We start from the raw sequence: 22,517 nt of genomic DNA on the forward strand, positions 1-22,517 counted from the left end.
TTATATTCTTCTTACCTGACGTCGCTGCCTGGCTGATTTTGCCTGGCTGCAACACCAATTAATGCAGGTATAAATAACTCAGTGCATCACAACCACAACACACAGTATCGATTGCATACACAGTATCGATTACGGTTGTGCACTGGTACGTCGAACCAATACGACACCTGCTCCGACTAACGCCCCGATAGCGCCCCACATAATCAGCAGGAAAACGCGACGTGGACTATCACGGGTTACCGGATCTTCCGGTGTACGTAAGTAACGATAAGTCTGGAATGTTTTATCCAACGTCGGGCCGACGTTCAATGTCGCTAGCATGGCGCGATTTTGATCGTAATCAAGATCAAAGCTGGGACCGGTTGCCTCTAATGTTTCCAGACGGGCCTCCAGCATTGGTTTACCCAACATAAACATTTTGGAATCGGGTAACTGCTCAGCAGGAATATCTGTTTGATTGCGGGTAATCCCTTGCTGACCGGCCACTTTCAATGCTTGCTTGACCGCAGCCACTTCACGATCGAATACCGCCTGAGCCACCGCTTCCTGCCGTTTGACTTGGGCTTTCATTGATTGAGTACGAGCAGCCCATGCCCCATTGATCTCGTCATTTAAATGACTGGCCGCACGTTGACTGGCAAAATCGATGTAACCACGTAGTAATTTATTTGAATCACTGGCGGTTTCTGCCGTCAATTTAATACTGTCGTTCAGCATCTTTTTGTCATCACGTGGGGTGAAAACAATATTATTTACCAGCTCATCCAGCAGTGCCGCATCGGCTTTAGCATCACCTTCCAAGCGTTGCTTGTAGTAATCGCTTTGCAGCCAGAAATCACGGCGAGTATCGTAAGCCGCTAGCTGGATAATAAACTCACCATATGCTTCATCAGAGATACCGGGTTGCTCACTGGCAACACCGCTATTGATGCGGGTATCCAGATTACGCAAAAACTGCTGCTGAGAATAATAACCACCCAAATTATTTACTGTTGGTCTGTCAGTAATGGCTGTCGCGCTCCACTGTTGTTTCACCAGATAGGAAACACCCAACGCGATTGCGGCAAAAAGAATTGCCATACCGATAATCCATACCTTACCGCGCCAAAGAGTGCGGCACAGACTGCGAATATCTAATTCGTTATCCACAGTAGGCTCATTATGGGTAGATCCTGTTTTATCAGTCGACATAGATTCTGGTTTCATCACTACCTAAAAGCCTCTGGTTAAGATTCATGCTTATTTTGCGATGCACGGCGCATCCGACGCTTGGTACGCTTGATAAAACGCGCCACTCGCCATGCGCGTTTGATGCAATAGTCATACAACAGAAATGCAAGCAAGAATAATGCCAACATAGCCCATTCAGGTACAAATGTTAGCCGTTCGCCGATAACACCAATCGCTGCCAACAACGCGGCAGCCAGGGTGATTAAAACAAAAGCCTGCCGTGAGGTAAAACCAGCACGCATAATCAAGTGGTGAATATGCTGGCGGTCCGGTGAGAAAGGACTCATCCCTTTACGCAAACGCCGATACATGATGGCAATCATATCCATCAATGGAATGGCAATAATCCACAATGCTGTAACCGGGTTAATCGGGTGAGAATTCCCTTGTGTGGTTTGCAGTAGTATCCAAATAGCAGTGAAGCCAATCAGAGTACTGCCAGCATCACCCATAAAGACTTTATAGCGACGCCCTAATAACCCAAGGTTGAGTAATATATAAGGCAAAATAGTGGCAATCATGGCGAAACACCATAAAGCCAATGCCATCTGCCCGCTTTGATACAGCAACAGACCCATCGCACCGAAAGAGACGCAGGACAAGCCACCCAGTAAGCCATCAATACCATCCACCATATTGAAAGCATTTATCGCCGCCCATACGGCGAACAATGTCACGACATAACCGAACGGCCCTAATACCATCTCCCATGGGCCAAAAACATGCCCAAGGCTGCGTAAATAAAGCCCTGCAGCGGCCATCATGACAATACCAACCAATGCCTGAACGAAGGCACGGATTTTTACACTGATATCAAAGCGATCATCTAAAGCACCCACTAACACCAACAAACCGGCACAACCGAGATATAAGCGGAAATGGGGGACCTGATGATTGGTAATCAGAAAGGTAAAACAAATACCGGCAAACACGGATATTCCGCCCACTAATGGGATCAATCCTTGGTGACGTTTGCGATAATTAGGTTTATCAACTAATCCAATTTTCTTGGCAGCTTTGCGAGCAACAAATAAAAAACCCAAAGAAAACAGGAAGATAATAAATATTTCAGTACTCATAGTGAGTAAATTCACGTTTAACCGCTCTCTGCAAAAAGATACGACAGCTTAGCATGGGGCTTGGCGCATACCATGCCTTATCCATGCTTTCAGTTATTTCTGAATATGATGACAGCCTTGCTTGTTATTCCCAACTCTATTTTTGGTATTTTCTCGTCGGTAATGAGAATAAGAACCAAAATAGGTGTTGGTTTGCACGCTTTATCCACTAATGGATAGCACGCTCGGCTATCGTATATTCCAAAAGCAAAAAACGCCACGACTGAGCGTGACGTTTTACTGATTTCACTATACCCGCCATACTTCAAGCTGCATGTGCCTTATCTGCACTTATTACTCGCCCCATCCATGGAACTCGCCTCTACGAGGCTGCTGCAACTCGAATTATTTAGGGTATATACTCTCGTACTTGAAGCCGCAGGGTTGTTAACTGCGACTCCAAATTCTTTGAGCAAAACCTACGAACGTCTCATATTATCGAAGAACTGATCGTTGGTTTTCGCTGTTGCCAGTTTGCTGATGAGGAACTCCATCGCATCGATCTCACCCATAGGATGAAGGATACGGCGCAAGATCCACATTTTTTGCAGCTCTTCTGTGGTTGTTAGCAACTCTTCTTTACGCGTGCCAGAACGGTTGAAATCAATGGCTGGGAACACACGTTTCTCCGCAATTTTGCGGGATAAGTGCAGTTCCATGTTGCCGGTACCTTTAAATTCTTCATAGATAACTTCATCCATTTTAGAACCGGTATCGACCAGCGCGGTGGCAATGATGGTCAGGCTACCGCCCTCTTCAACATTACGCGCAGCACCAAAGAAACGTTTAGGACGATGTAAAGCGTTAGCATCTACACCACCGGTCAGCACTTTGCCAGAAGCAGGTACCACGGTGTTATATGCACGAGCCAAGCGGGTAATGGAATCCAGTAAGATAATAACGTCTTTTTTATGCTCAACCAGACGTTTAGCTTTCTCGATAACCATTTCCGCGACTTGAACGTGACGGGATGCAGGTTCATCAAAAGTAGAAGCAATAACCTCACCTTTAACCAAACGTTGCATCTCGGTTACTTCTTCCGGACGCTCGTCAATCAGCAATACCATCAGCACGCAGTCAGGGTGGTTGTATGCAATGCTGGTAGCAATATTCTGCAACAGCATGGTTTTACCCGCTTTAGGCGGTGCCACAATCAGACCACGTTGGCCGCGACCGATTGGCGAGGCCAAATCGAGTACACGAGCAGTTAAATCTTCTGTCGAACCATTACCACGTTCCATGCGCAGACGAGAGTTGGCATGTAATGGGGTTAAGTTTTCGAACAGAATTTTGTTACGGGCATTTTCCGGTTTGTCGTAGTTAACTTCGTTAACTTTCAACAATGCAAAATAACGCTCACCTTCTTTCGGTGGACGAATCTTACCGGCAACGGTATCACCAGTGCGAAGGTTGAAACGGCGAATTTGGCTTGGGGATACATAGATGTCGTCGGGGCCGGCAAGGTAGGAGCTGTCTGCAGAGCGGAGGAAACCAAATCCATCCTGCAATATCTCCAATACACCGTCACCGAAGATATCTTCTCCACTTTTCGCGTGCTGCTTAAGAATAGAGAAAATAATATCTTGTTTACGCATCCGGGCCAGGTTTTCCAGCCCCATATTTTCGCCAAGTGTTATCAGATCAGAAACCGGCGTATTCTTTAATTCGGTAAGATTCATAATGGTGGGTTCTTAAACTCGGGGTATGTCTCGAACTATGGTCGTGAATGGTATGGCAGCGTCATCCGTGCCTGTTTAACGGGACATTCAATCACCGGCCTTGGACAAACTACGTAAGTAATGACTTACGCAAGGTTTGCGCGACGCAACGGTAAAAAGATTGAAGGTGCCTTAGACTGATTTGTAAAACCTTTAGGCTGTCAAAAAACCGATTGAGTTCATAATTATTCTCAACACACATTATTTCGACATAGAGTAAAACTTTAGATTCAAACTATTTAGATACTACAGACTATTTATTAGGTACTAAAGAATTAAGCTGGATGCTACAAACCCGGACTCGATACACAGGAATGTTCTATATGCAGTGAAGTAAACTTAACACGCTTCTTTGCAGGCGTCTAGCGGTCAGTGTGAGAAATCACAACTGCCGCTAAACACCCAGCTTTACCCGTCATCTTTCAAAGGTACTGACAGCTAGCGCCACTTACAGATTTGCATCCAAGAATGCTTTGAGCTGACCTTTAGACAAGGCACCGACCTTGGTGGCCACAACTTCACCGTCACGGAATAACAACAAGGTAGGGATACCACGGATACCGTATTTTGGTGCCGTACCCTGATTGTCATCAATATTCAATTTAGTGATGGTAAGTCTGCCTTCATACTCTTCAGCAATTTCATCTAAAATAGGAGCAATCATCTTGCACGGACCGCACCATTCAGCCCAAAAATCGACCAGAACCAGGCCGCTGGCTTTCAGCACGTCAGTGTCGAAACTGTCATCACTCAGGTGAATAATTTTATCGCTCATGTTCTACTCCAAAGGATTGTGTCTACCTCGTTGGTGTAGCATTAACCAACAATAGGATGACTTTATTTCACCGGATACGCTTTCGTAAAGCAATAGTTAGCTGATATTCTACCACACTATGAGCAAAACACACTTGACTGAACAGAAGTTTTCCGACTTCGCCCTGCACCCGCTAGTTGTTGAAGCCCTTGAAAACAAAGGGTTTCATTACTGCACGCCGATTCAGGCGTTAGCATTGCCACTCACCCTTTCGGGGCGTGATGTAGCGGGTCAGGCGCAAACAGGTACCGGCAAGACGCTGGCATTCTTAGCGTCTACTTTCCATTATTTGCTTTCTCACCCGGCTGAAGAGGGTCGACAGACCAATCAACCGCGCGCATTGATTATGGCACCAACGCGTGAATTAGCCGTGCAAATTCACTCCGATGCAGAGTCACTTTCCCAGATAACTGGGCTGAAATTAGGCTTGGCTTATGGCGGCGATGGCTACGACAAACAGCTTAAAGTGCTGGAAAGTGGCGTTGATATTCTGATCGGTACTACTGGCCGTTTAATCGACTACGCAAAACAAAATTATATTAATCTCGGTGCGATTCAGGTTGTGGTCTTGGATGAAGCAGATCGTATGTACGATTTAGGCTTTATTAAAGATATCCGTTGGCTATTCCGCCGTATGCCTTCCGTTGATAAACGCTTAAACATGTTGTTCTCTGCCACACTCTCGTACCGGGTACGTGAGCTGGCCTTTGAACAAATGAATAACGCTGAATATGTTGAAGTGGAACCGCTACAAAAAACCGGCCACCGCATTCAGGAAGAGTTGTTCTACCCCTCAAATGAAGAAAAAATGCGTCTGCTTCAGACGTTAATTGAAGAAGAATGGCCAGATCGCTGCATTATTTTTGCTAATACCAAACATCGTTGTGAAGAAATTTGGGGGCATTTGGCGGCCGATGGTCATCGTGTCGGTTTACTGACCGGTGATGTCGCACAGAAAAAACGCCTACGCATTCTGGAAGATTTCACCAAAGGTGATTTGGATATTCTGGTTGCCACCGATGTTGCTGCCCGTGGTCTACATATTCCACTGGTAACCCATGTCTTCAACTATGATCTGCCCGATGACTGTGAAGATTATGTTCACCGCATTGGTCGTACCGGTCGTGCTGGCGAAAGTGGTCATTCCATTAGCCTTGCATGTGAAGAATACGCGTTAAACTTACCGGCTATCGAGACCTACACCGGTCATAGCATTCCGGTAAGCAAATATAATAGTGATGCGCTATTAACTGATTTGCCAGCGCCAAAACGTCTGGCCCGTACCCGTACCGGGAATGGTCCACGCCGTAACTCAGCCCCACGTCGTAGTGGTGCACCACGGAATAACCGTAAGCGACCGAGCTGATAAATGATGCTGAGTTCCACCTCACTTTATGCTGCCATCGATCTTGGCTCCAACAGTTTTCATATGTTGGTGGTACGTGAGGTGGCAGGCAGTATCCAGACGCTGGCCCGGATCAAACGGAAAGTCCGTCTGGCTGCCGGTTTGGATAGCCAAAACCACTTGTCGCAAGAAGCGATGGAACGCGGCTGGCAATGCCTGAAACTTTTTTCAGAGCGTTTGCAGGACATTCCTCGGGATCAGATCCGCGTGGTCGCAACTGCAACCCTGCGTCTGGCTTCTAATGCTGAAGAATTTCTGCAAACCGCAATAGAAATTCTCGGTTGCCCAATTCAGGTGATCAGTGGCGAAGAAGAAGCGCGCCTGATTTATCATGGTGTGGCACATACCACTGGTGGGCCGGAACAGCGTCTGGTGGTGGATATTGGGGGGGGCAGCACCGAGCTGGTGACCGGCAATGGTGCTCAGGCAAATACCCTGGTCAGCTTATCAATGGGTTGTGTCACGTGGCTGGAGCGTTACTTCAGTGACCGCAATCTGGCAAAAGATAATTTTGAGCGCGCTGAACTGGCCGCCCGCGAGATGCTCAAACCGGTCGCAAAACGTTTTCGTGACCATGGCTGGCAAATCTGTGTCGGGGCCTCAGGGACCGTTCAGGCTCTACAAGAGATCATGGTCGCTCAGGGTATGGACGAACTGATCACGCTGGCCAAATTACAGCAGTTGAAACAAAGAGCGATTCAGTGTGGCAAATTGGAAGAGCTGGAAATCCCTGGTTTAACGCTGGAACGGGCGCTGGTTTTCCCCAGTGGCCTATCTATTTTAATTGCGATATTCCAGGAACTGGCAATTGAAAGCATGACTCTGGCTGGCGGCGCACTGCGCGAAGGGCTGGTCTATGGCATGCTGCATTTACCCGTTGAGCAGGATATTCGCAGCCGGACAGTGCGAAATTTGCAGCGTCGCTATTTACTCGATACCGAGCAAGCTAAGCGCGTTAGCAAGCTGGCCGATAACTTTTTCCTACAAGTGGAAAAAGAGTGGCATCTTGATGGCCGATGTCGGGAGTTACTGCAAAATGCCTGTTTGATTCATGAAATTGGCCTAAGTGTCGATTTTAAACGTGCTCCCCAACATGCCGCTTACCTGATTCGCAATTTAGATCTCCCTGGTTTTACCCCTGCTCAAAAGCTACTACTTTCTGCTCTGCTACAAAACCAGAGCGACACGCTCGATCTGTCATTGTTAAATCAACAGAATGCGTTGCCGGTGGCGATGGCACAACATTTGTGCCGTTTACTGCGTCTGGCGATTATTTTCTCCAGTCGCCGCCGGGATGATACTCTGCCGGCCGTCAGGCTGCGTGCCAATAATGAAGCGCTTTATATACTGCTACCTCAAGGTTGGCTGCAACAACACCCTTACCGGGCTGAAGCGCTTGAGCAAGAAAGTCACTGGCAAAGCTATGTTCAATGGCCGCTATTATTAGAAGAATTGAACTAAATTTGTTGCTGTTGGGCGGCCCCAGTCGCCCACTTCTTACCCCCTCGCCCTAAATACCCCCACAAAACCATCAGATTGTGATCACCCTCAGTTTAAAAAAGAAACGATGTGTGTATTTTTATAAAACTATGTTTCTTTTTTTAAAGAGGTAACAATGCGAGCACAGTCTCAACGTCCACATAGCTTGGCTATGTGGGTAATGATGTTCAGTCTGATAGCCAGCACCCCAACGGTAATTGCTGCGCAAGCAAGCCGCCACGATGCCCCTCAGCAGCTACAGGTTCCTACTCTTGCCTATGACGAGAGCAGTATTGTTCTGGTGTGGAAGGCACCGGAAGATACCCGCGAAATTGTTGATTACCAGATTTATTCCGCCGGGAAGTTACTGGGTAAAGCCAGTGATAACAATGATAAATTCTCGCCAGCCAAGCCCTATATCGATCACTTTTATGCCAACGATAAAGATAATTTCCAGCATAAAATTGTGCTGCAAAATTTCACAGTTGATGGTTTAAAACCAGACACTCGCTATCAATTTACGGTAAAAGCGCGTTATGCCGATGGCTCGTTGTCCACTGCCAGTAACCTCGTTACGACAAAAACCAGTGCTAAACCACAGAGTATCAATATTCGCGAATTTGGCGCAGTCGATGATGGCAAAACGTTAAATACCAAAGCGATTCAACAGGCAATTGATCGCTGTAAACCGGGTTGCCGAGTCGAAATTCCGGCAGGTATCTATAAAAGTGGCGCGCTTTGGCTGAAAAGCGATATGACACTTAACCTGCAAGCTGGCGCGACATTGTTGGGCTCAGAAAACCCTGATGATTATCCGGCTGGCTACCACCTATACCCTTATTCCACCATTGAGCGCCCAGCATCGCTGATCAATGCCATTGACCCGAAAAACAGCACGCCAGGAACATTCCGTAATATTCGGATTACCGGCTCAGGGATCATTGATGGCAATGGCTGGCTGCGGGCAAAAACACCTGAGATTACAGACGAGTTAGGCCATTCATTGCCACAATATGTGGCGAGTAAAAACAGTAAAGTACATGAAGATGGCATTCTGGCGAAAAATCAGGTTGAGAAAGCCGTTTCCGACGGTATGGATTTAAAAAATGCCTATGGTCAACGCCGCTCCAGCCTGATGACATTACGCGGGGTAGAAAATGTTTATCTGGCTGGTTTTACCGTCCGTAACCCCGCGTTCCACGGCATCATGAATCTGGAAAACCACAATGTGGTTGCCAACGGTTTAATTCATCAAACTTATGATGCTAACAACGGTGATGGTATTGAGTTTGGTAACAGCCAGAATGTGATGGTGTTTAATAATTTTTTTGATACCGGTGATGACTGCATCAACTTCGCCGCAGGTACCGGAGAAAAAGCACAACAACAAGAGCCGATGAAAGCCGCGTGGTTATTTAATAACTATTTCCGTAATGGGCACGGTGCCATTGTGACCGGCAGCCATACCGGTGCCTGGATTGAGGACATTCTGGCCGAAAACAACGTAATGTATCTGACCGATATCGGCCTGCGCGCCAAGAGCACCAGTACTATTGGCGGGGGGGTCCGCAATGTGACATTCCGCAATAATGCGATGCGCGATTTAGCTAAACAGGCAATAGTAATGACACTGGATTATGCCGACAGTAATGCCAACATTGATTACCCACCGGCTAAAGTCCCGGCTCAATTCTATGATTTCACAGTTAAAAATGTGACGCTGGATAATATGACCGGCAAGAATGCGGCCATTGAAATCAAAGGTGACACCGCAAATCAAGCCTGGCACCGTTTGGTGCATGTCGACAATGTTCAATTGAAACGGACAAACCCTACGGCTATCAGCGACTTGCGTGATAGCGAATTTAACAGTGTTGTATTCACCGAATTACGGGGCGATACCCCATGGCACGTTAGTGACGTGAAAAACGTCACTGTCGATGGTACACCAGTAACGCCTTAACGGGTTAAGTAATGAGCAGTTGTTGATGAGGATCGATGGCAGCCCATTACTGTTTCTTGGCATTCTCTAACTGCGCACGAAGATTGGCCAGGTGACTCTGACCTTTTTGCATCCGTTCTTCCGGGCTAACCGTTTTGCGCTCATTTTCCCATTGCAAATCATCCTGCGGTAACTCCATTAGGAAACGGCTGGGTTCTGGCCGAATCAGCTCACCATACTGCCGCCGCTCTTTGCATAAGGTAAAGAACAGTTCCCGCTGAGCGCGGGTGATACCCACATAGGCCAGCCGCCGCTCTTCATCCACATTATCTTCGTCAATGCTGCTTTGGTGTGGTAGCAAGCCTTCTTCCATCCCGACTAAGAACACATAAGGGAATTCCAACCCTTTCGAGGCGTGCAACGTCATTAATTGCACTTGATCCAGTTCTTCATCACTTTCTCCCCGCTCCATCATATCGCGCAGAGTAAAACGCGTGACCACCTGAGTCAGTGACATCGGCTCATTCAGCTCTGACCCTTCCAACATTTCGGTCATCCAGCTAAATAATAGATTAACGTTTTTCATCCGCATTTCGGCCGCTTTCGGGCTGGGAGAGGTTTCGAATAACCAACTTTCATAATCGATACCGTGGATCAAATCCCGCACTGCCGCTATCGGCTCACGTTCTACCAACCGAATAATACCGTCCATCCAGTGAGTAAAACGCTGTAATGACGCCAAACCACGGCCCTTCAAATACTCTCCGAGTCCCAGATCAAAACTGGCACGAAACAGGCTTTTATTGCGCAAATTAGCCCATTCACCCAACTTTTGAACCGTTGTAGAACCAATCTCACGCTTTGGCGTATTCACAATACGTAGGAATGCGCTGTCATCATCCTGATTGGTCAATACCCGCAAATAAGCCAGTAAGTCTTTGATCTCCGGACGAGAGAAAAACGAGTCACCACCGGAGATACGATAAGGAATACGGTTTTGCACCAACAGCTTTTCAAACAACCGCGACTGATGGTTACCGCGATACAAAATGGCATAATCGCTGTATTGCGTTTTTTGCATAAAATGGTGGGCGATAAGCTCACCAACCACTCTCTCGGCCTCATGATCTTCATTATTAGCGATAATAACTTTTAGCTCATCGCCATAGTCCAACTTAGAAAAGAGTTTTTTTTCAAAAACATGGGGATTGTTAGCGATCAGAATATTTGCCGCTTTCAGAATGCGACCCGAAGAGCGGTAGTTCTGCTCCAGCTTGATCACCTGCAACTGCGGGAAGTCTTCATTCAGCAACACCAGATTCTGGGGCCGTGCGCCTCGCCATGAATAGATAGATTGGTCGTCATCGCCGACCACGGTAAAGCGTGCCCGGCTGCCTACCAGCAATTTAACCATTTGATATTGGCTGGTATTGGTATCCTGATATTCGTCCACCAACAGGTAACGCAGGCGATTTTGCCAACGTTCGCGCACTGCCAGATTATTTTGTAACAGCAGAGTCGGTAGGGAGATAAGATCGTCGAAATCTAATACGTTACAGGCTTTCAAATGGGCGTCATATAAGCCATAGCAATGAACGAATAACTTATCGCGTTCGGATCGTGTCAGTGCCGCCGCCGCAGTGGGATCGAGAAGATCATTTTTCCAGTTTGAGATCTGGGAGATTAACTGTTGCAGCAACGTTTTGTCATCTTCCAGCCACTTATGGGTCAGATCTTTCAATAGTCCCAGTTGGTCCTGTGCGTCGAATAACGAGAAGTTAGATTTCATCCCCAGCGCCACATACTCTTTTTTGATAATTTCCAGCCCCAAAGTATGGAACGTCGCAATCATCAAGCCGCGCGACTCCTTACGTCCTAGCGTTTGAGCCACACGTTCTTTCATCTCCCGCGCGGCTTTATTGGTAAAGGTCACTGCCGCAATATGTTTTGGTTGATAACCACACTGACGAATCAAATGAGCAATCTTGTTAGTAATGACCCGGGTTTTACCCGAGCCCGCACCGGCTAACACCAGACAGGGTCCGGTGACAAATTCGACGGCTTGTTGTTGGCTGGGATTTAATCGCATGGCACTCGAAAGCTCTGTTCAGTGGGTTAACGGAGGAACAGGATTGTAGCAGAAAGCTACCGGCGAAAAAAAACTCCCTGTGGTTTTTGATTTGTAAAAACCCGCTACACTGGCCCCCATCATCACCAAAATACGCTACACTGGCGCGGTTCGAGGCCCTATCGAAGATAACCTCTGTTCAAATTACTCTGTCGTCTAAATAACTTAGTGGTGATTGTTACTATGGCAAACAAAGCTTCTGCGCTGCACATTCTGGTGGATGATGAAAAGCAGGCAAATGATATTCTGGCACAGTTGAACAACGGTGCTGATTTCCAGGAGTTAGCGAAAAAGTTCTCTAATTGCCCGTCAAAACGTAGTGGTGGCGACTTGGGTGAGTTCAATAAAGGGGATATGGTCCCGGCGTTCGATAAAGCGGTATTTAGCTGCGAACTGCTGCAACCTTATGGCCCGGTAAAAACTCAGTTCGGTTACCATATTATTAAAGTGCTATACCGTAACTAAGTTAGCCATGCGCCATCTCTCTGGTGGCGTAAATAATCCCCCCTACCCCCTCGATATATTACCGTGACGCAATGTGTATAAAATAAGAACGATTTCAGAACAACCGCATAAATATCATCATCCTTCATTGTTATTACTGTTATTTCCATACAAAAACCTTACTTAACTTTATAAAAAAAGACGAAAAAAACATTAGTGATGTCATATATTAACGCACAAAAATAGCAACGAAAAATAAAAACACAGATAAAAAAACAAGAAAGATCTCATTAATTATTTTCTAGAGATCACAAAAAAAACTTTAAAATACATGAAGTTAAATTATTTTTTGTCGCAAATAAATGCAAGTAGGAAATTTCCCACATTAACTGGTTAGTTTATCCTATGTGAAATCACAGTCACCTTCTATATTATCGTCTCATCAAGTAATGGATGTAGCGAAAAATAACTACCACTTAATAGTTTTTAATAAAAAACCATGTGGGATTTTGACAAATATAGTCGAAGAAAACTCGTACATATAGTCATTCACCACTTCATCTTTATTAAGTTAGATTCTTATTAATATAAAAATCCCAATGAGAATTTAGCTCACTTTAATTAATGTACTGGAGTTTTAAATGAATAAAATCACTTTGGCTATCGCGTTATTCGCAGCATCAACAACTGCTTCAATGGCCGCCAGCAATAATACAATTACTTTCCAAGGCGAAGTCACGGCACAAACTTGTTCGGTTACCGTCAACGGCCTTGAAGCTAACCCAATAGTCTTATTGCCGACAGTATCAAGCGGTGACCTGAATACTTCGGGTAAAACAGCCGGTAAAACAACCTTTACCTTGGGTGTTTCAGGCTGTACAGCTGACGCAACTGATATTGATATCAAAACTAATTTCGTTGGTAATCAAGTTTCTGCTTCTGGTAACTTAAAAAACACCGGCACAGCGGCAAATGTTGAGCTTCAATTGTTGAAAGATGCCACTACCACTACCGGTATAGATCTGAATAGCGGTTTGGCGCAAGATGGCATTGTATTGGAAGCGGGCCAAACATCAGCAGAGCATTATTTTGCTGTTCAATACTTTGCGACCGGGCAAGCAGCACCAGGTTCTGTGAATGCATCGGTACAATATTCAGTTTCTTACCTGTAATATCTGTATTATCGGGTGGGCATTCCACCCGATAAGTTCCTACAGAGGATATACCCATCATGTTTAATACATATAGCTATCGTTATCTGTTTGTCTCTTTATTGATGTTTATGGGTATCTCTTTTGCCAACGCCAGTGTCGTAATGAGTGGCAGTCGTATTATATATTCGGCGGGTGAAAAAGAGCACAGCGTACAATTAACCAATAATGACAACTTTCCTAATGCTGTTCAGGTCTGGTTAGACAGTGGTGATGCTAAATCAACCCCTGAGACGGGCAAAGCCCCGTTTATTGTCACCCCACCCTTCTTTCGCATCGAAGCCAACGCAGGCCAAACATTACGGCTGAAATATACCGGCAGTGGCCTACCAACAGATAAAGAATCGGTATTTTATCTTAACTTTTTGCAGGTGCCGCCCGTCAATAAAGCAGAAAAAAACAATAAAATGTTAGTGTTGCTGCGTAACCGCATTAAAGTATTTTATCGACCTGCAAATATTGCTGGCCAAGTTGACCAAGTTCCCAGCGCGCTGACTTTCAGTGTCCGTCAACAAGGTAGCAATGTTGTGGTGACAGGGAAAAACCCAACCGGTTTCTATGCCACTATTGCCAGTGGTGAAGTCGTTGGCAATGGTAAAAAACTCAAAATGAAATCAGAGATGATCCCACCAATGTCTCAGGTTGAATGGGTTATCCCAAGTTTATCAGCACCTTCTAATCCTATTATTAATTTTCGGATAGTGAATGATTTCGGCGGACAAGATGCCGGTAGTTATCAGATTTAACTGTCACTTTCCGGTAAAGGAATATTTATGGGTTTTTCACGCATCGCTCCGAAAAAGAAATTTTCCGGCCGTAAGAAAGTATTAACGTTATGCATCACTTTAATCCTACATGTTGATACTGCTTTAGCTCAGGAAGAATCACAGAATCTTGAGTTTGATGAATCTCTCTTTTTAGGTACAAACTTTGCCTCAGGCTTGAATCAACTGAATAAAGAGAATTCTGTCACAGCGGGAAATTACGATGCTGTCGATGTGTTGATCAATAATAAGCAATACAAACGCACAACCATTAAATTTGTTAAGGATGCCGATTCATCAGAGGTTTACCCCTGCCTGAGTGATGAATTCTTAACTGCCGCTGGGATTAAATTAACCAGTAAAGATGGTGCTATAGCCAAAGAACCTCAAGCCACCGAGACGGATTCATCACCTTCGGATACCGCAAGCTACGCCTCAACAGCGCAATGTGTGCCGCTGGCTAAACAGGTGAAAGGGGCTTCTTTTCACTTTAATCAGGCCAAACTGCGCTTAGAACTTTCTATTCCACAAGCCTTATTGAAACAACAGCCCCGGGGTTATATTGAGCGGGCGGAATGGGAACAAGGTGAAAAACTCGCATTCGTTAACTACAGCACCAACTTTTATCGTAGCGAAACCCAAGGTCAGCAGAATAATACTTATGATTATGGTTTTATTGGCCTAAAAGGGGGGTTGAATTTAGGGTTGTGGCAACTGCGTCAACAATCAAACGTACGCTATGCCAGTAATGCGAATAACAGCGATACCCAATGGAATAATATCCGCACTTATGTACAGCGCCCGATCCCACAATTGGACAGTCAATTAACGCTGGGCGAAACCTTTACCGACAGTACCTTATTTGGCTCCATGTCGTTTCGTGGCGCGAAAATGGCCACCGACCAACGTATGTGGCCAGCGTCACAGCGTGGTTTTGCACCTGAAGTCCGTGGTATTGCCAGCACCAATGCACGGGTAATTATTCGCCAGAATGGGCGTGAAATTTATGAAACTAATGTCGCTCCCGGCCCATTTGTTATTAACGATTTATACAGCACCACCAGCCAAGGTGATCTCAATGTCGAGGTGATAGAGGCCAATGGTAGCCGCTCAACCTTTACCGTGCCATTTAGCGCTGTTCCGGATTCAATGCGCCCAGGTGTTAGCCGTTATAATGCGGTTATTGGGGAATCACGCGATTTCACCAATATTGATAATTATTTTACCGATTTTACCTATGAACGCGGTCTGACCAATCAGTTAACGGCGAATAGTGGTGTGCGGTTAGCGCAAGATTATACTGCACTACTCGTTGGCGGTGTTATCGGCACCTCGGTCGGTGCTTTTGGCCTGAACACCACCTATTCCCATGCCAAAGTTGAAGATGATCAAACGCAGGATGGCTGGCGGATGCAGGCAACGTATAGCCAGACCTTCAGTGAGACAGGGACCACATTCTCATTGGCGGGCTATCGCTACTCCACCAAAGGGTATCGCGAGTTAAACGATGTTTTCGGCGCACGTTCAGTGCAAAAAAATGGCGGGACCTGGGATTCATCAACCTATAACCAGCGCAGCCAATTCTCTACCACAATTAATCAAGACTTAGGTGGCTTTGGTCAATTGTACGCTTCGGCCGCCACCATTGATTATTATAATGACACCGCACGCGACACCCAATTACAGCTAGGCTATTCAAATAATTATCGTCAGATTAGTTACAATGTGGCGCTCAGCCGTCAGCGCAGTGTTTATACCTCAACACTGTATAACTGGGATACCGACAATACTAATGAAACTGCGACGACGACACGCTACGGCAACACCGAAAATATCGCGACACTGACCGTATCGATCCCATTGAATATTGGTAATAATAATCAATATCTGTCGATGTCTGCCAGCCGTAATCCCAAAAGCGGTAATAATTATCAGACCGCACTCTCAGGCTCTGCGGGTGAACGCAATACCTTTAACTATTCCGTCAATGCCGGTTATAACGATAGCAATCTTGGTGGCAGCTCAAATACTTGGGGAGCAAATGTGCAGCAGCAATTCCCTAATGCCACCGTCAATGGCAACTATTCCCGCGGCAATAATTACACCCAATATGGTGCTAGCGCCCGCGGTGCGGCGGTAATACATAGCCAGGGTCTGACGCTAGGCCCTTATTTGGGTGATACTTTTGGTTTAATTCAAGCAGAGGGTGCCCAGGGCGCGGCAGTACGCAATGCGCAAGGATCAAGGATTGACAGCAATGGCTTTGCACTGATCCCTTCGTTAACCCCCTATAACTACAACACCGTGGGTTTAGACACCAAAGGCATTAACCGCAACACTGAGCTAAAAGAAAACCAAGGCCGCGTGGTTCCTTATGCTGGCGCAGCGGTGAAAGTAAAATTTGAAACGCTAACCGGTTATGCCGTATTGATTCAAACTCAAACTGCCAAGGATGAGGGATTACCGTTAGGTGCCGATGTGTTTAACAGCAAAGACGAACTGGTCGGTATGGTAGGTCAGGGGAATCAGATCTACGCACGAGTGAAAGACAAAAAAGGTTCACTTTATGTCCGCTGGGGTGAGAACAGCAGTGAGCAGTGCGAATTACCTTATGTATTTGAATCTAAAGATACTGAGCAGGATATTATTCATATAACAGGCAGTTGCCGCCGTTAACGATGTGAGAAAATAATGTTAATAACAACAGAGCCATTAATATCTTACGAAGTTTCGCGGTCATCAACCGCGGCCCATTACCGTCGCCCGCGTATTGTGGCGGGAATGATGTTACTTATCGCGCTATTCAGCACCTCAGCGTGGTCAACTTGTACCCGAATTACGAAGCAAAGCGAGCTGGGTGCCGGTGATGGCACGGCAGAACAATGGTCGGGTTCACTGGATAACAACAACGGATCGCTCGGTCTACCGGGTATTATTGACCTCAGTACCAATGCAAATTTTCAACCCGATGGCACACTATTGGCGGCAGCGACATCTGACTTTACCACTTTTGCCATGAATAACGGTTATAACCCTGAACAGGTGCTATTTCGCTGTGCAGCAGCCGATGTAGATCAACTGTTCGAGATGTATGCCACTAACGGAGACAATGCCTTTTCTGGCCACAATGAAGATGGCGCCATTGGCGGCAATGTTCCCTCGGGTTATGCCACCTATGTGAGCAACGTTGTCATTAGGCACACAAACCTATCCACTGGTGAGTATTACTCTCGGTTCTGGAAAGGGCGGCGCTTAACCGATCTTGATAAAGACAGCACTGGCCGTATTTTAGTCAAAGCGAAGAATTTCAGTAATTTGTATACCGAGCTATTTCGTATTGATTATGCCCGCGCCGGTACTAACAATACGCCATCTTATCTCTATAAGTATACCCAACCGAGCGCCTATATCGCGTTTAGAGGACCTGGCCTTAGTGGCCCGGTTGAAGGAACTGACTCAAACTCACTCTTTCCCGGTTGGTATGCTAACTGGCCGGCCTCCATTGGGTTGTACAATTATGTTACTTTCCGTCGAACCACGATTTGTGCGGTGACCAATTTTACCCCTACGGTAGTATTACCCGGAATTTCGGTAGCAGAACTGAATACAGGCCATACTAGCTCCGCCGATTTTAGTATAGATTTTCAGTGTCAGACCGGTATCACTTCCGGCGTGACTTCTGGTACGGTAGCAATGGGCTTTCTGGTGCCCGCAGCCAATGTCGCCAAAGCACAAGCGTTGGGATTAATAAACGGCAGTGGTGGCATCAGCCATTTAGTTTCTGATAATTACGGTGCGGCCGGTATGGCGAGTGGGGTTGGCATCCGTATCTACCGTAACAATAGCCCGATTTATTTGTTGTCAAAAAATGTGACTCAAACAGGTAATAATGGTGGCTGGTATGGCATCTTCCAAGGCGCACAACAGATGACCGGCAGTGTGACTGGGGGGAATAGCTACACAGAGAATTTTCGGGCTGAGTTAAGCAAAATCAGCGGGCAAACCGTGACACCAGGAGCAGTGAATGCGCATGCGCAAGTGGTTATACGTGTCCAATAATGTGATTTTAAAACATATGAATAGTGGGATAAATGGCTTGCTTCTTTTGCTCATTATGGCCTGTAGTGTACCGGCCATGGCGAGTGTGATTGCGGAAAGGACACGTATTATCTTCAGCGAAGGCAGCACTGAAGAGTCACTGCAACTGGTTAACAGCAATAGTTATCCGGTGGCAGTACAAGTCTGGGTGGATGATGGTGATTTGATGGCAACGCCGGAGAAGGCTATTTCCCCAGTATTAGTATTGCCCCCGTTATTTCGGCTACAACCGCAGGCACAGCGTAGTCTGCGATTAATCTTATCGGGAGCCAGTAAATTACCTACTGATAGGGAATCTGCATTTTGGCTAAATGTGTACGAAATCCCACCCAAAGCGGCCCCTGAAACCAACGATGAGTCTTTCGTCACGCTGGCCCTGCGCATGCAATATAAAGTATTTTATCGGCCTAAGAGTTTACTCGCACCGAGCGATACTGTTGGCAAGGCATTAACCTTTACCTTAGTACGTAATGGCGATACCGCTTTAGTCCGGGTTGATAACCCAACCCCTTATTATGCGTCATTAGCCTCGCTGGCACTTGGTTCCGCTGAAGGGTTAGCGGATATGGTTGCGCCTTTTTCAAAACTCGATTTTCCGCTCAACCGCTCACCACTCGCAGGCAGCAACACCGTCAATTTTGATTTAATTGATGATTTAGGTAACCGTAATGCCTTTAGCAGCGATATAAAGTGAAAAATTGAATGAATAGAAATATAGTTATTATTCCACCTTCATTTCCAATGCAATATCAGATTGCATGATGCATCCTTCAATAAAACTTTCAGCGACTTGTAATTGACGTCTAATTTCCCGTTCATTACATTTTTTTAATCGGGCAATAGAAGCTTTCGATTGCCCGTAAACATAATGACGAAGAATAAGCTCTAATTCTTTTTCTCGCGAGGCTCGTTGTAAATCCCCTATCGTTCTATCAATGGCTAATCCGTCATTATCGCAACATGATTCAGCTGATTTGTTTTTTGTTACCAATCCCTTAAACCCACTAGCGATATGCGGATAATCCAGCTGAGAATTCTCTCTAGCCCAAATGCCCCAGCGGGTCAAGACCGTTTGAATGTCACTCATTACTTATCTCCTTTTTATATTTAAACGCCTTTTTATTTATTCTATTAATATCACCCACAAAAAAAGACCTCACTAATTAGCGAGGTCTATTAATTAACAAGAAAGAATTTTTATATTAATAAGATTGAGAAATAATAAATATATCCATGATGTGTTAAACCACGATTAACACCTTACAAGAGTTTTTTCGGGCCGGGGTAGTATTAATTTAATAAATTTTCACCCCATAAAACACATAGGCGTTTAGATAGAAAAGTCAATACATCCTTACCCGAATTCCGAGCCATTTACGACAGATAGCTAACTAATTACATAAAAATAAATCATACCAATATAGCCAGCCAAATAGACAGATTATGTTATTACTGAGCAATATAAGTTACTGTTTGAATCCAGATATACCCTTTTCGGCTCGCCATTTTTTATTTCAGCTACAATATCCTCAGGACTGTTCTCTCAATTGGACGAAAGGTGTCCGCCCCTCTCTCATGGTCGATATATTCTGTACTGACCACGGCCAAATAAACGCACAGCGAGATACATGATTTCTCTCCGGCACCACGGCACACCGAGCACTCGCATTCCATCCAGAAAAATCCTATCTGCCTCTTTCTTGGTTCGCAATGCATTATCGTACAGGTAGTCATGAATAATAGCCGCTTTGGCATAGCGCCCATGTGGTGGGAAGATAACCCAAAAGATACGAGGCACACTCGCAAGGTCTGTCACGTATCCCGCAGGCACTTTGATCACACTATCGGGAGCGTCTGTTAACCAAAACTCAAAGGGTTCAATCAGCCTCCAGCGGTAATCATCTTGCATTTCCAACACTGCCGGAGTCGTGAATTTACTCATGCTATATCATCTCCCAACCGATTTTATATGCTCTTATACCTTCAAGCGAATTAAGTGCTACGACATCTTCTTTCATTTGCCGCTGGTGTTCGTGGATTTTAAAACCTTGAGTGACCATAGCCTGTCGCATGTCGTTATAAAGCGCCGCCAACAGCTCTTTTGTTGCAGGAACATTGTTGTTATCCGCATCTGTCCAAAGAAACCATCGGATACCATGATCCATTATATTACGGTGTCCTTCTCCCATGTTTTATTTCCTTATTTAAGTTTTTATAATTAACAAGAATTTTTACTGCTAAATATATTTACCTCACCCCCATTATTTAGTTATTTAAATGCTATTGGTTTTTTATTATTCGAGTTACCACACCCACAACAATAATTTTTCGGACCGTGATAGCATTAATTTAATAATTGTCACACCTCTGCATTGAGATACGAAAATCAATACACCCGCCCCCCGAACCGCGGGAGTTAACACCACATAATTGATTCAGTATTTACATAAAAATTAATCAGACAAATATAAACCGCCAGAAGGGCGGCCTATATTTTTACTTAACGATATAAGCTACTCTTTGAATCCGGGCTTGCCGTTCTCGGCCCGCCATTTTTTTATTTCACTCACGACACCTTCAGGACTATCATCCTGATGAGCTTCTGGGTAGTAGATAAGATCAGACCCGGCAGGATGTTCACATAGCCTTTTAAATTTAAGAAGGTTTTGAATATCGTCTTCTTCAGATGTATTTTCCACCTTGAACAGTTTTTTTACGAACTCTAAAAACTCAGATTCCGTGTAATCAGATATAGTGTTTCCTTCCATATTACTTCACCTCTTTATGAATTTTTATATGCCTCTTAGGCGTTAACACTCTAATATTATCAATATCGTAAACGGCACCACCTTTACTGACTGCACATGATGCAGTTCATGTTTTACCCGACCACCTACTTGCTCACTTTCTCTAGGCGATGGAGCCTTGCCATTCTTAATATTCCCTAAATTACCAGATTTAAACTGTTCCGATAAAGTTGGATCTTTAGATATTTCCAACCATAAAGCCCTACGAAACTCACCAAAACTACTGAACTTCATGCCACGTAATTTATCGGCAATCTGTGCCGGGATCGGTGCTCCCAGCCACTAATAAGCCGGGAACCAAATGATGTAATAAATAGAGCATTCATATTTAACCGAATAATTAATAAAGAAAATATAAACCGCCAGAAAGGCGGCCTATATTTTTACTTAATGATATAAGTTACTCTTTGAATCCGGGTTTGCCGTTTTCGGCTCGCCATTTTTTTATAAATTCAAGAATACCTTCGGGACTATTATCAACATCTGAAGCGGGATAAAATAGCACTCCATTCCCATGAGGATGCTCAATGAGCATTACAAAATGATGAATAAGAGCATCATGCTCCTTCTCTGAAACGTCTACAGCCCAAATTTTATTTAAAAAAGCCAAAAACTCGCCTTCGGTATATTCGGTTATACTATTTTTTAATTCCATTACCCACCTCCATTCTCTGAATGAATATTTATATGTCGTTTGGGTGTCATTACCCTTATATTTTCAATATCATAAACTGCACCATCATCACGAATAAATTTAACATGATGAAGTTCAAACTTCACCCTTCCTCCTACCTGCTCGGTTGGTATTGGATATGGAGCATAACCACGTTTCATTCTATTCTGGTTCAACGGTGAGAACTGCGCAGCCAATTCAGGATCATTCGCAACCTCCTGCCAAAACGCTGCCCTAAATCTATCAAAACTATTGAACTTCCTGCCACGTAATTTATCGGCAATCTGTGCCGGGATCGGTGCTCCCAGCTACTAATAATCTGATGACCAAATGATATAATAAATGAGTATTTATATTTCAGCGACTAATTAATAAAGTAAATATAAACTGCCAGAAAGGCGGCCTATATTTTTACTTAATGATATAAGTTACTCTTTGAATCCGGGCTTGCCGTTCTCGGCCCGCCATTTCTTAATGAATTTAATAACTCCCTCGGGGCTATCCTCCACTCCAGCCTCAGGATAATAAAGGATATCAGTACCATTAGGGTGTTCTGTAATTTTTACAATATGATTTACAAGTTCGTCATGCTCCTCTTCTGAAGAGAATTCACCAATAAATAATAAATTAATCAACTCTAGAAACTCATTTTCAGTATAGTCTGTTAACTCTTTTTTAAGTTCCAT

Annotated in this window: 21 protein-coding genes and 1 pseudogene; 9 read left to right on the forward strand and 13 right to left on the reverse strand. The window is 45.0% G+C overall.

The window, feature by feature from the left end:
• Positions 1-129: 129 nt before the first annotated feature.
• The 4 genes from wzzE to trxA all read right to left on the reverse strand — a co-directional run bounded on the left by wzzE (position 130) and on the right by trxA (position 4,841).
• Positions 130-1,206, reverse strand: a complete 1,077-nt coding sequence (wzzE, locus tag AEP37_RS04005) for an ECA polysaccharide chain length modulation protein (RefSeq protein WP_053101938.1) — start codon at positions 1,204-1,206, stop codon at positions 130-132.
• Positions 1,207-1,226: 20 nt separating this feature from the next.
• Entirely contained in the window at positions 1,227-2,324 is a 1,098-nt protein-coding gene (gene wecA / locus AEP37_RS04010; RefSeq protein ID WP_082170674.1) for a UDP-N-acetylglucosamine--undecaprenyl-phosphate N-acetylglucosaminephosphotransferase, read from the reverse strand.
• Positions 2,325-2,767: 443 nt separating this feature from the next.
• Entirely contained in the window at positions 2,768-4,027 is a 1,260-nt protein-coding gene (rho, locus tag AEP37_RS04015; protein ID WP_004704159.1) for a transcription termination factor Rho, read from the reverse strand.
• 487 nt (positions 4,028-4,514) lie between these two features.
• Positions 4,515-4,841, reverse strand: coding sequence for a thioredoxin TrxA (gene trxA / locus AEP37_RS04020; protein WP_004714235.1), 327 nt, complete (start codon positions 4,839-4,841; stop codon positions 4,515-4,517).
• Between the two features lie 118 nt (positions 4,842-4,959).
• On the opposite strand from trxA, the gene rhlB reads away from it, so the two are divergent.
• From rhlB to AEP37_RS04035, 3 genes are all read left to right on the forward strand, one after another.
• Entirely contained in the window at positions 4,960-6,246 is a 1,287-nt protein-coding gene (gene rhlB / locus AEP37_RS04025) for an ATP-dependent RNA helicase RhlB (RefSeq protein ID WP_049610236.1), read from the forward strand.
• A 6-nt stretch (positions 6,247-6,252) separates the two neighbouring features.
• Entirely contained in the window at positions 6,253-7,746 is a 1,494-nt protein-coding gene (ppx, locus tag AEP37_RS04030; protein WP_049610351.1) for an exopolyphosphatase, read from the forward strand.
• Positions 7,747-7,900: 154 nt separating this feature from the next.
• Positions 7,901-9,727, forward strand: coding sequence for a glycosyl hydrolase family 28 protein (locus AEP37_RS04035; RefSeq protein ID WP_049610240.1), 1,827 nt, complete (start codon positions 7,901-7,903; stop codon positions 9,725-9,727).
• A 46-nt stretch (positions 9,728-9,773) separates the two neighbouring features.
• Here AEP37_RS04035 and rep read toward each other — a convergent pair whose 3' ends face one another.
• Complete coding sequence (gene rep / locus AEP37_RS04040) at positions 9,774-11,795, reverse strand: DNA helicase Rep (protein ID WP_049610243.1); 2,022 nt, start codon at positions 11,793-11,795, stop codon at positions 9,774-9,776.
• A 222-nt stretch (positions 11,796-12,017) separates the two neighbouring features.
• Here rep and ppiC point away from each other — a divergent pair, with 222 nt between their 5' ends.
• The 6 genes from ppiC to AEP37_RS04070 all read left to right on the forward strand — a co-directional run bounded on the left by ppiC (position 12,018) and on the right by AEP37_RS04070 (position 19,045).
• A complete protein-coding gene (ppiC, locus tag AEP37_RS04045; RefSeq protein ID WP_049610246.1) occupies positions 12,018-12,299 on the forward strand; it encodes a peptidylprolyl isomerase PpiC in 282 nt (93 codons plus the stop codon).
• 620 nt (positions 12,300-12,919) lie between these two features.
• On the forward strand, positions 12,920-13,450 hold the full coding sequence (locus AEP37_RS04050; RefSeq protein ID WP_049610250.1) for a fimbrial protein: 531 nt from the start codon (positions 12,920-12,922) through the stop codon (positions 13,448-13,450).
• A 59-nt stretch (positions 13,451-13,509) separates the two neighbouring features.
• Complete coding sequence (locus tag AEP37_RS04055; protein WP_049610254.1) at positions 13,510-14,235, forward strand: fimbrial biogenesis chaperone; 726 nt, start codon at positions 13,510-13,512, stop codon at positions 14,233-14,235.
• A 27-nt stretch (positions 14,236-14,262) separates the two neighbouring features.
• On the forward strand, positions 14,263-16,929 hold the full coding sequence (locus tag AEP37_RS04060) for a fimbria/pilus outer membrane usher protein (protein WP_049610257.1): 2,667 nt from the start codon (positions 14,263-14,265) through the stop codon (positions 16,927-16,929).
• 105 nt (positions 16,930-17,034) lie between these two features.
• Entirely contained in the window at positions 17,035-18,312 is a 1,278-nt protein-coding gene (gene stbD, locus AEP37_RS04065) for a fimbrial usher protein StbD (RefSeq protein ID WP_235801371.1), read from the forward strand.
• The gene (locus AEP37_RS04070; RefSeq protein ID WP_049610262.1) at positions 18,278-19,045 is read left to right on the forward strand and encodes a fimbrial biogenesis chaperone; all 768 of its coding nucleotides are present in this window, start codon (positions 18,278-18,280) and stop codon (positions 19,043-19,045) included. The genes stbD and AEP37_RS04070 overlap by 35 nt, the downstream gene beginning before the upstream one ends.
• A 27-nt stretch (positions 19,046-19,072) precedes the next feature.
• On the opposite strand, the gene AEP37_RS04075 is transcribed toward AEP37_RS04070, so the two are convergent.
• The 8 genes and pseudogenes from AEP37_RS04075 to AEP37_RS04105 all read right to left on the reverse strand — a co-directional run bounded on the left by AEP37_RS04075 (position 19,073) and on the right by AEP37_RS04105 (position 22,517).
• Positions 19,073-19,438, reverse strand: a complete 366-nt coding sequence (locus tag AEP37_RS04075) for an antiterminator Q family protein (protein WP_049610264.1) — start codon at positions 19,436-19,438, stop codon at positions 19,073-19,075.
• Between the two features lie 486 nt (positions 19,439-19,924).
• A complete protein-coding gene (locus tag AEP37_RS04080) occupies positions 19,925-20,293 on the reverse strand; it encodes a DUF1353 domain-containing protein (protein WP_049610268.1) in 369 nt (122 codons plus the stop codon).
• Between the two features lies 1 nt (position 20,294).
• Positions 20,295-20,540: a DUF4376 domain-containing protein gene (locus AEP37_RS04085; protein ID WP_050691887.1), complete on the reverse strand. Its 246-nt coding sequence runs from the start codon at positions 20,538-20,540 to the stop codon at positions 20,295-20,297.
• A 324-nt stretch (positions 20,541-20,864) separates the two neighbouring features.
• The gene (locus AEP37_RS04090; protein WP_049610271.1) at positions 20,865-21,119 is read right to left on the reverse strand and encodes a bacteriocin immunity protein; all 255 of its coding nucleotides are present in this window, start codon (positions 21,117-21,119) and stop codon (positions 20,865-20,867) included.
• Position 21,120: 1 nt separating this feature from the next.
• A pseudogene (locus AEP37_RS27690) lies at positions 21,121-21,437 on the reverse strand (HNH endonuclease signature motif containing protein).
• 121 nt (positions 21,438-21,558) lie between these two features.
• Positions 21,559-21,813 (reverse strand): bacteriocin immunity protein, encoded by a 255-nt coding sequence (locus AEP37_RS04095; RefSeq protein WP_049610273.1) that lies wholly within the window; start codon positions 21,811-21,813, stop codon positions 21,559-21,561.
• A complete protein-coding gene (locus AEP37_RS27695) occupies positions 21,813-22,139 on the reverse strand; it encodes an HNH endonuclease signature motif containing protein (RefSeq protein WP_072086238.1) in 327 nt (108 codons plus the stop codon). Before AEP37_RS27695 ends, AEP37_RS04095 begins: the two co-directional genes overlap by 1 nt.
• A gap of 120 nt (positions 22,140-22,259) precedes the next feature.
• Positions 22,260-22,517: a bacteriocin immunity protein gene (locus AEP37_RS04105; RefSeq protein ID WP_049610279.1), complete on the reverse strand. Its 258-nt coding sequence runs from the start codon at positions 22,515-22,517 to the stop codon at positions 22,260-22,262.

Origin of the sequence: Yersinia pekkanenii (assembly GCF_001152565.1) — a bacterium.
Taxonomy (GTDB): Bacteria; Pseudomonadota; Gammaproteobacteria; order Enterobacterales; family Enterobacteriaceae; genus Yersinia; species Yersinia pekkanenii.